Here is an 8,483-nt window from a genome sequence, read left to right as displayed (position 1 = left end):
CAACGAGCTTCGCTACTCGGAGAGTTGCGCGGTGGCCGCCCCATGACCAGGGGTCATTCCAAGATCCCTGCTACACCACTCGGCGGGACGCCATCCGATGGGGGCGGGGGTCACTCATGGGCTGGGCCCGCGGAGCCACCGTCGGCGTGACGGTGGCCGCGTACGGCTAGGTCCCGAGCTCGGCGTCCGCCTCAGCGACGGCGACGGCGATCGCGAACCCAAGGGCCTCCGTCATTCGGGTCGCTGCTGACATCACTCGGGCTGTGCCCACGATGGGCGCGACAGCCACCAGGACGTCCTGCACCTGACTCGCCGTCAGGCCCGACGCTGCGGCTGCGCCCAGGTGGGCCACATAGGACATCTCCGACGCGTCCATGGCGACGAGAGCCGCTATGCGCGTAAGGATGAGGTCGTCCTCGGGAAGCCCGCACCGTTCGATCGAGTCGAGGGTCATGGCAGCCAGGGTGTCGAGGACCGGGGTTTCAGATGATGTCGTCATGCCGGGTCATCTCCTGTGGAGATCGGGATTCCGACGCCGACTGGGACAGCAGGTCGTTCCACGCCGATCCCCTCTGTCCGACTATAGACCTGTCCTCACCGGGCGCATCCGCTTGCCCGAGCCCAGGACGTGCGCGGCGTCCCGAGCGCACTCAGGCTTGAGGGGAGCGACAAGGAGCGACATCATGAGCAGTCCAGCCGAACGTGCCCTCCGCGGCCGCGCCGTGCGCGAGACCGTGAAGCGAGGCTCACCCGGCGGATGGACCGCCGCACCCGGCCGGCCCGATCCCCTTGCCCTGCTGCAGCAGGAGGACGCCGACCGGGTGGCGGACCTACTCCCGATCCGGTACGGCCGAATGGCGGCCTCGCCTTTCGCATTCTTTCGGGGCGCGGCGGTGGTCATGGCCGCAGACCTTGCCGCCGTTGCGAACACCGGCTTGACCGTTCAGCTGTGCGGCGACGCCCACCTGCTGAACTTCGGCGTCTTCGCTTCACCCGAAAGGGCGCTGGTGTTCGACATCAACGACTTCGACGAGACCCTGCCCGGTCCGTTCGAATGGGACGTCGAGCGACTGGCCGTCAGCTTCGCAGTGGCTGCTCGTGAGAACCGTCACGGCGACCAGCACGCGTGGGCCGCTGCCCGGGCGGCCGTCCGGGCCTACCGGCTGGCCATGCGACGACTGGCCGACCTGGGCGAGCTCGCCGTCTGGTACGAGCGACTCGACACCGCCGAGCTTCTCCCACTCGTCCGCAAACCCGGTCAGAGGAAGCGGCTCGAGGCGAACCTGGAGCATGCGCGCCGCCGCACAAGCATGCAGGCGCTCGGCAAGCTCACCGAGATCCGCGACGGCCACCGGCGCATCGTTCACGCCCCGCCCTTGCTGGAACCGGCCAGCCCTCCCGAGTTGCTGGCCGTCGACAAGCTCTTCAGCGAGTACCGCAGCACACTCCCCGAAGAACGCCGCTTTCTGATGGACCGCTTCCAGTTCGTGGACGCGGCGCGCAAAGTCGTCGGCGTCGGGAGCGTCGGGACCCGCTGCTTCGTACTCCTGCTGACCGGGCGGGACGAGCAGGACCCGCTCTTCCTCCAGATCAAGGAAGCCGGACCTTCCGCTCTTCAGCGCCATCTGCCGGCCGCGGGGCACGAGCATCAGGGGAACCGGGTTGTCGTCGGCCAGCGACTGATGCAGGCAGCCGGCGACGTGTTCCTCGGCTGGATGACCGGACCGACGGGCCGGCACTTCTACTGCCGACAGCTACGCGACATGAAGGGATCGGCCGACGTCGAGACGATGGACCCAGACCTGCTCCGCCAGTACGCCGAACTGTGCGGCACGACCCTGGCCCGCGCCCATGCCCGAACCGGTGACCGTATCGCCATCGCCGCCTACCTCGGCAAGGCGGACACCTTCGACCGCGCCGTCGCCGACTTCGCGCTTCAGTACGCCGACCAGAACATCCGTGACCACGGCGCGCTGACGAGCGCCATCTCCGCCGGTGACGTCCCCCCCGCCAACGACCTCTGATCCCACCGCCGACCGCTGCACCCGCGCGAGGCCGAACGTCCTCCCGGGCCGGGTCCGGGCAGCTGAGGGGCCCAACGCCCGGCACGCGTGGCGCGCCTGGTGCGGTGTCGAGGTGCCGCTACGGTGAGCTGGTGAACCATGTCATCCCGTGGCTGCACAGACCCCGCCGGGACGGTCGTGCTCCTTCCCGTACCGACTACGCGGGAGCGGTCTACGGATCCCTCCTGGCCGCCTCCGTGATCGCCGCTTCGAGTGTGGCGGGCAAGTTCCCCCGCTTCGAGACCGTTGTCCTGCTGCTTGTCACCGGGCTGGTCTTCTGGGTCGCCCATGTGTATGCGCACCTGGTGGGTGAGAGGTCGGTCGGTCAGCTCATCGACTGGTCCAAGGTGCGCCAGGTCGGGAAGAGCGAGTGGTCGATCGCTGAAGCGGCCGTGCTGCCGGCGGCCGTGGTGGCCGTCAGTCCGGTGCTGGGGTTGAGCCTCACCGCCACGGGCTGGCTCGCGCTGACGGTCGCTGTGGCCCAGCAGGTCAGCTGGGCCTACATCGGTGCCATGCACGCCAGTGCGTCGCGTCGCGAGGCCGCCGTCGAGGCGGCGGTCAACCTGGTGCTCGGGTTGGTGATCGTGGCGGCCAAGGCCGCGCTGGGCCACTGACGGCGTTCGCGGCCGTGGCGGCTGACGTGCGCATTTGCACTGCCGGGAGCCCCTGGGCAGGCACGGCGAGACTGCCGGCGCCCCACCTGCCGGTGCGGACGCAATCACCCGCCAGGGGTGGTGCGCCGTCGACCGGTGGTGGCGGATGGTGGGCGTGAACACGTAGGCGCGTACGACCGCTCGACGGTTGTGACGGCCGCTGAGCGTGATCATCGCTTCCAGGGAGGCGCGGGATGAACTATCCGCTGCTTGACATCTTCCTCACCACCATGTGGTTCTTCTTGTTTGTGCTGTGGATCATGCTGCTCTTCCGGGTCTTCGGGGATCTCTTCCACGACGACACGGTCGGCGGCTGGGGGAAGGCCGGCTGGTCGGTCTTCCTCATCTTCCTGCCGTTCCTCGGCGTGTTCGTCTACCTGATCGCTCGAGGCAAAGGCATGGGCGAGCGTCAGCTGGCGCGGGCGCAGGAGAGCGAGCAGCACTTCCGCGCGTACGTCCGCGACGCCGCCGGCACCGAGGCCACCGCGAAGACCAGCCCGGCGGAGGAGCTGAGCCGCCTGGCCGACCTGCGTCAGAAGGGCGACCTCACGCAGGAGGAGTACGAGCGTGCCAAGGCCCGCGTGCTGGCGTGACATCCGCCGAAACGCGGCCGAGGCACCGTTTCCCAAGCGCGCCCTGACACAGGGGTGGCGCACCGGTCCCGCCCACCGGTCGGGGCGCAGACGCAGAGGAGATTGCGATGGCAACCGTCCATCACTACGCAGGAGCTGGGCCGTGGCAGCCACAGCCGGCATCATCGGTACCCCGGGGCCAAGGGCTGCTGATCTTCGCAGCCGTGATGATGGGCGTTCTGGCGCTGTTCAACGGTCTGGACGGGATCGCGGCGATCAACCGCTCCCATGTCTTCACCCAGAACGCCACCTACGTGTTCGGTGACCTGCGCGCCTGGGGGTGGGCGATGCTCGCGCTGGCGATCGCTCAGGCGTTCACCGTCGTGGGGATTCTTGCAAGGGTCCCCGTGGCCCGCTGGTTCGGTGTCGTGGTGTTGACCCTGAACGCCTTCGCGCAGATGGCGTTCATCCCGTCCTACCCGGTCTGGTCGGTCCTGATCCTGGCCCTCGACGTCCTGGCCATCTACGCCCTGATCGCCCACGGGAGCAGTTCCGCCGCGGAGACGACGGCGCAACCGGCCCCCGAGGCCGCGGTGCCACCCAGGGCCGGCACGTGAGGGCCGGCACGTGAGCGGGTAGCCATGGATGTTCACGCCATGGATGTTCACCCCGCCGCCGGTGACGGACTGCCGAGACATCGGCGGCGGGGCGCGTGGGTGGCCCGGGTGCGTGGGTGGGCCCGGCCGTACTGCGTTGCGCCGCTCTGGCGTCACCTCGGACTGCTCCCGGCGGCCGGGCGGCGGCTCTCGTGTGTCTCCGGTACCGGGCAGGGCCTGTAGGGACACCACCGCCGTGGTGTCCCTACAGGCTCTGCCCGCGCTGCCGTGTGGACAAGTCACTCGGGCAGTTGCCGGATTTCGGTGATGCGCAGACCCAGGTTCTGAAAGCGCGCCAGCAGCCCGTACAGGTGGGCTTCGTCGATGATCTGGCCGACCAGGACGGTGTCGCCGGCGATCATGAAGCTCTCCAGCTCGGGGAAGCCCTCTTCCAGCATCGGCGCGGACATGGCGCTGGCGACGCGGATCTCGTAACGCATGCGCGCCTCCGCAATCGGACGGTGGTCACCATCGGCCCCCTGTTCCAGGGTCCGGGCCAGAGGGCCGGTGGTCATCACCCCGGGAAGGTGAGCCGCGGCCTTGATCGCAGCAGGTGCTCGGTCACAGCAGGTGAAGGCGACGGGCGCGCCGGACGGCCTCCGCGCGGCGGCTGGTGCACAGCTTGCGGTTGATGCTCTTCAGGTGGGTCTTGACCGTGTTGACCGACACGTGCAGATCGGCGGCCACCTCCGCCGTCGACATCAGCTGGGCCACCAGCTCCAGCACCTCCAGCTCGCGGCTGCTGAGCGGCTCGGCAGCGCCGGGCTCTGCGGCCTCCGCTGCCACGGGGGCCTGCTTCGACGGGCAGCGTAGGGGTTCCTGCAACCAGCTGTGGGCTCCGGTCAGCGCGGGCCGACGCCGCAGGAACCGCGCCAGCCAGGGACCGCTCTCCAGGAAGGGACCGAACAGCCGATCCGGACGGGCGGTGGCCAGAGCGCGGGTGACCAGCCGCTGGGCACAGGCGTCATCGCCGTCCGCGGCGCTCAACTCGGCCCGCAGCAGCAGGGAGCGAGTGGCGGCGGCGGGCGCGCCCGCCGGGATGTGGGCCAGCGCCTCGGCCGCTTTCCCTCGCTCGCCCGCCGCCAGGTGAGCCCGAGCCACGGCGAGGGCGTGCTCGGCACCGGTTCCCTCGTCGTCCGAGAGCACCTCGACGGCGGCCTGGGCGTCACCCGCCATCACCAGGGCCTCCGAGGCGGCCAGCGCGGTCAGCCCCCGGGCCCACGGCGAGGGGGCGGCGGCGCCGGGGTGCTCGGCGGCGGCAAGTTCGGACAGGGCCTGCTGTGGATTGCCCTGTCGAAGCGCCAGGCGCGAGCGGACCAGGGCGGTGATGAACGCCTTCAGCGGATCCCGGCCCTGCCCCGCCCGCGACGCGGCGGCCCGGCGGGCGCTGAGCCGCGCGCTCGACAGGTCACCCCGGTCCACCGCGATCTGTGCCAGGACCAGATGGGCGAGTTCCGCCTCGGGGTCGGAGTCGATCCCCCCGTGCTCTGTTTCGGCGACGACCTGGCGGGCCCGCGCCTCGGCGCGACCGGTGGCGCCGCTCAGCGACTCGACCAGGGCGAGCAGGGCGAGCGGCGCGGACCGCTCCGGGTACTGGGCACCGTTCGCCTGGGCGAGCGCGGCCAGCAGAGTCGAGCGTGCAAAGGCGCACTGCCCCTCCCACAGCCGAACGGCCGCCAGGTTGGTGAGCCGCCGCACTGCCAGCACCCGGTGCTCGTCCCAGCGGTCGGCGGGCAGACAGCGCGCCTGCTGCTCGACCGTCTCGGCCGCCTCCTCCGCCGCCTCTCCCGAACCGGTCAGCCGACCGGCCTCCAGCCGAAGGAACGCGGCGCTCAGCCGGGCGGACGGGCGAGTGCCGTCGACGCCCGAGGAACCGGCGGCCGCCCGTTCGAGGTGCTCCAGGCCGCTTGCCGAGTCGTCGGCAGCCAGAGCACCCGCAGCCCGGACCAGTTCGGCCGAAGCTCCCGCCACCCCCGCCGGCATGCGCGCCAGGAGCGCTGCCGAAGGCCCGGTTCCGGTCGCGGAGAAGAACTGCTCGACCGCCAGATCGTCGATGAACCAGTCGGCGGCGAGCTCCCAGCGGTCGGCGGCCACCGCGTGCCGCAGGGCCTCGTCCAGCTGGCCGGCCTCGCGCAGCCAGTGGGCGGCCACCACGTGCAGCTCCTCCTGCAGTCCCGGACAACGGGCGCGCAGGTGGACCTGCAGGATTTCCGCGAACAACGGGTGCTGGCGGTACCAGGAGCCGTTCAGCGGGGTGACGAAGGCGTTCGCGCGGGCGAGGTCGTCAAGTGTCCGCTCTGCGTTGCCGCCCTCGGTCAGAGCGTCGGCCAGGGCAGGGTGGATGCGATCCAGGATGCTGGTGCGCAACAGCAGATCCTGGGTCTCGGCCGGTTGAGCGTCGAGCACCTCACACAGCAGGAAGTCGGCGATCGTGCTGTGCCCGGGTTCGAACTCCTTCAGATATCTCTCGCAGTCCGGGGCGCTCGCGGCGGCCAGCGCCCACAGCCGCAGGCCTGCGGCCCACCCCTGGGTCCGCTCGTTCAGCGACCGGACGCCCGCAGCGGGCAGCACCAGGCCGTGCAGTCGCAGCAGCGCCGAGGTCTCCGCGGCGGAGAACGCGAGATCGACGGCACGGATCTCCGTGATCTCGTCGGCGACACGGTGGCGATGAAGTGGCAGCAGCGGCTCGTTGCGGCTGACGAGCACCAGATGCACCCAGCCCTCGGCATGGCTCAGCAGGAACTCCAGCCCGGTGGCGAGAACCGGGTTGGTGACGCGTTCGAACTCGTCCAGGACGATCACGACCGGTGTGCGGAGCTCTGCCAGCTCAGCTGCCAGGCGCACGGCAGGCCGGTCGGCTTGTTCCGCGCGGCGGGTGGTCGCGGCCTCTTGGGTGGGCACGCCTGCCCCGCGTAGGGCCTGGCGAAGGTGGGACCAGAAGAGGCCCGGGTCGTCGTCCTCGTCCTCGACGGTCAGCCAGGCCAGTGGAGCCGCCGGGGGCGAGGTCCGTGCCCAGTCACTGACCAGCAGGGTCTTGCCGGCGCCTGCGGGACCGTTGACCATCACCAGAGGATGCTCCCGCACGCCGCAGGTGAGCCGGTCGGCCAGGCGTGCCCGGTGGACGAAGGTGCCGGGAACAGATGGGACATGCAACCGACCGGTCAGCACCGGATCCTCGGGCCACGACGCGGCCTTCGCCGGGCCGGCGGCCTGGCTCCCGGGATCTGTGGTCATGCGATCACCGCTGTCCGACCTGGACGCACGCCGAACGCGCACCGTCTCCATTCGATCGTCGAACGAAGTGCGCGGGTTCGCAAAGGAAGACCGTCCGGCCCGTCGTCTCAGGCTTCGCCCCTGCCAGGGATGGCCCTGTAGTCAGCCTTGCGGATGCACCCGGACCGGGGACGAGAATTGTGCTGTCCGGACAATCGCATCATCAGCTCCCCGTTGAAGGGTGATCGACATCGCGCCGGTCGTGAGCTTGCTCGGCCAGTACCCGTTCGTGCTCAACGGCTTCAGCCATGTGCGGGTTGCCCATGGGGACTGCCGGCGAAAGTTCAACCGTCGCGCACCTTGGCTGGTCGAGTTCTGACCGTGAGTCCGTCCGTTGGTTTTGGCATGTCGGTATCGCTGGCGGCGGGGGCCAGTTCCGTGTGCGTGGCGTCGGTGGGCTCCCTTGATCAGCGCAGCCACCAGGTTCGCCTGGGCCTGGCTCCCTCGGGGTCGTCGGCGGGACGTTGGACGCACCGGATCGGGCAGGACCAAGATCAGTGTGAGGAAGGCCGAGTGCGCGTTGCCGTCCTCGAACTGTAGAAGCAGCAGACGACGAGGAAGGTGCGCGGCTCGGGCGGGCGGTGACAGGTCGAGGTTCTGGATGCTCGGACTTCTGTCTCCGTAAGGCTATGACCTGCACTTTCATTTCGTTCGGCAGAATGCTCCCCAGGCTGATACCAGCGTGATACCATCTCTCTGTGGCTATGACACTGAGACTCCCCGAGGAAGATGACCGGCTTTTGGCTGAGCGCGCCAAGGCGGAGGGTCGTAGTAAGCAAGAGTTGGCTACCGAGGCGATCCATGTCTTCGTCACACGTCGAACCGAGCTGTTCGCGGACATCCTCGACCAAGTCATGACGGAGGATGCAGAGCTGTTGGAGCGCCTTGCGTGATCTACCTCGATCTGCCCGAACTCCTGGTGATCGTTGAGCGGGTCACCGGCTCGCGGCACGCCGTGCGTGACTTCGGCCTCCTGCAATCATCGGTCGAGCGTCCGAAGACTGACGTGTTCGGCGTTGAGGCGTATCCCACGCTGCTTGAGAAGGCTGCCGCGCTGCTGCACTCCCTGGCGCGCAACCATTCGTTGGTGGACGGCAACAAACGCACGGCGTGGATTGCCATGCGGATGACGCTGCGGCTCAACGATGTCCAGTTGAGCGCTCCGGTCGATGACGCCGAGGTGTTCGTGAACGCCGTCGACATGGGTGAACTGGAGGTCCCCGAGATCGCCAAGCAACTCCAGGCGTGGAAGATCGCCTGACACGC

General features: G+C 69.4%; 10 protein-coding genes. 7 read left to right on the top strand and 3 right to left on the bottom strand.

Features of this window, described 5'->3' with window-relative positions; all coding sequences use genetic code 11:
- Positions 1-166 precede the first annotated feature (166 nt).
- Complete coding sequence (locus ABH925_RS25160) at positions 167-499, bottom strand: carboxymuconolactone decarboxylase family protein (RefSeq protein WP_370151153.1); 333 nt, start codon at positions 497-499, stop codon at positions 167-169.
- A 184-nt stretch (positions 500-683) separates the two neighbouring features.
- Between ABH925_RS25160 and ABH925_RS25155 the strand changes: the two genes are divergently transcribed.
- The 4 genes from ABH925_RS25155 to ABH925_RS25140 all read left to right on the top strand — a co-directional run bounded on the left by ABH925_RS25155 (position 684) and on the right by ABH925_RS25140 (position 3,905).
- Positions 684-2,024 carry a DUF2252 domain-containing protein gene (locus ABH925_RS25155; RefSeq protein ID WP_370151162.1) on the top strand — a complete coding sequence of 447 codons (1,341 nt, stop codon included), beginning with the start codon at positions 684-686 and terminating at the stop codon, positions 2,022-2,024.
- Between the two features lie 131 nt (positions 2,025-2,155).
- Complete coding sequence (locus ABH925_RS25150) at positions 2,156-2,677, top strand: hypothetical protein (protein WP_370151152.1); 522 nt, start codon at positions 2,156-2,158, stop codon at positions 2,675-2,677.
- A gap of 233 nt (positions 2,678-2,910) precedes the next feature.
- Positions 2,911-3,309, top strand: a complete 399-nt coding sequence (locus ABH925_RS25145; RefSeq protein ID WP_370151151.1) for an SHOCT domain-containing protein — start codon at positions 2,911-2,913, stop codon at positions 3,307-3,309.
- A gap of 107 nt (positions 3,310-3,416) precedes the next feature.
- The gene (locus ABH925_RS25140; protein WP_370151150.1) at positions 3,417-3,905 is read left to right on the top strand and encodes a hypothetical protein; all 489 of its coding nucleotides are present in this window, start codon (positions 3,417-3,419) and stop codon (positions 3,903-3,905) included.
- A gap of 278 nt (positions 3,906-4,183) precedes the next feature.
- Here ABH925_RS25140 and ABH925_RS25135 read toward each other — a convergent pair whose 3' ends face one another.
- Both ABH925_RS25135 and ABH925_RS25130 read right to left on the bottom strand, forming a co-directional pair.
- Positions 4,184-4,384: a hypothetical protein gene (locus ABH925_RS25135; protein WP_370151161.1), complete on the bottom strand. Its 201-nt coding sequence runs from the start codon at positions 4,382-4,384 to the stop codon at positions 4,184-4,186.
- Positions 4,385-4,505: 121 nt separating this feature from the next.
- On the bottom strand, positions 4,506-7,178 hold the full coding sequence (locus tag ABH925_RS25130) for a LuxR C-terminal-related transcriptional regulator (protein ID WP_370151149.1): 2,673 nt from the start codon (positions 7,176-7,178) through the stop codon (positions 4,506-4,508).
- A gap of 220 nt (positions 7,179-7,398) precedes the next feature.
- On the opposite strand from ABH925_RS25130, the gene ABH925_RS25125 reads away from it, so the two are divergent.
- From ABH925_RS25125 to ABH925_RS25115, 3 genes are all read left to right on the top strand, one after another.
- On the top strand, positions 7,399-7,536 hold the full coding sequence (locus ABH925_RS25125; RefSeq protein ID WP_370151148.1) for a hypothetical protein: 138 nt from the start codon (positions 7,399-7,401) through the stop codon (positions 7,534-7,536).
- A gap of 385 nt (positions 7,537-7,921) precedes the next feature.
- A complete protein-coding gene (locus tag ABH925_RS25120; protein ID WP_370151160.1) occupies positions 7,922-8,110 on the top strand; it encodes a hypothetical protein in 189 nt (62 codons plus the stop codon).
- Positions 8,107-8,478 (top strand): type II toxin-antitoxin system death-on-curing family toxin, encoded by a 372-nt coding sequence (locus tag ABH925_RS25115; protein WP_370151147.1) that lies wholly within the window; start codon positions 8,107-8,109, stop codon positions 8,476-8,478. Before ABH925_RS25120 ends, ABH925_RS25115 begins: the two co-directional genes overlap by 4 nt.
- Positions 8,479-8,483: the final 5 nt, after the last annotated feature.

The organism is Streptacidiphilus sp. EB129 (genome assembly GCF_041262645.1).
Lineage (GTDB): Bacteria > Actinomycetota > Actinomycetes > Streptomycetales > Streptomycetaceae > Streptacidiphilus.
This window is presented reverse-complemented; position numbering and strand designations above follow the sequence as displayed.

What these genes read in the sequence shown, in the direction of transcription:
- ABH925_RS25160 (WP_370151153.1), bottom strand. Translation starts at nt 499, where the DNA reads ATGACGACATCATCTGAAACCCCGGTCCTCGACACCCTGGCTGCCATG.
- ABH925_RS25155 (WP_370151162.1), top strand. Translation starts at nt 684, where the DNA reads ATGAGCAGTCCAGCCGAACGTGCCCTCCGCGGCCGCGCCGTGCGCGAG.
- ABH925_RS25145 (WP_370151151.1), top strand. Translation starts at nt 2,911, where the DNA reads ATGAACTATCCGCTGCTTGACATCTTCCTCACCACCATGTGGTTCTTC.
- ABH925_RS25140 (WP_370151150.1), top strand. Translation starts at nt 3,417, where the DNA reads ATGGCAACCGTCCATCACTACGCAGGAGCTGGGCCGTGGCAGCCACAG.
- ABH925_RS25135 (WP_370151161.1), bottom strand. Translation starts at nt 4,384, where the DNA reads ATGCGTTACGAGATCCGCGTCGCCAGCGCCATGTCCGCGCCGATGCTG.
- ABH925_RS25130 (WP_370151149.1), bottom strand. Translation starts at nt 7,178, where the DNA reads ATGACCACAGATCCCGGGAGCCAGGCCGCCGGCCCGGCGAAGGCCGCG.
- ABH925_RS25120 (WP_370151160.1), top strand. Translation starts at nt 7,922, where the DNA reads ATGACACTGAGACTCCCCGAGGAAGATGACCGGCTTTTGGCTGAGCGC.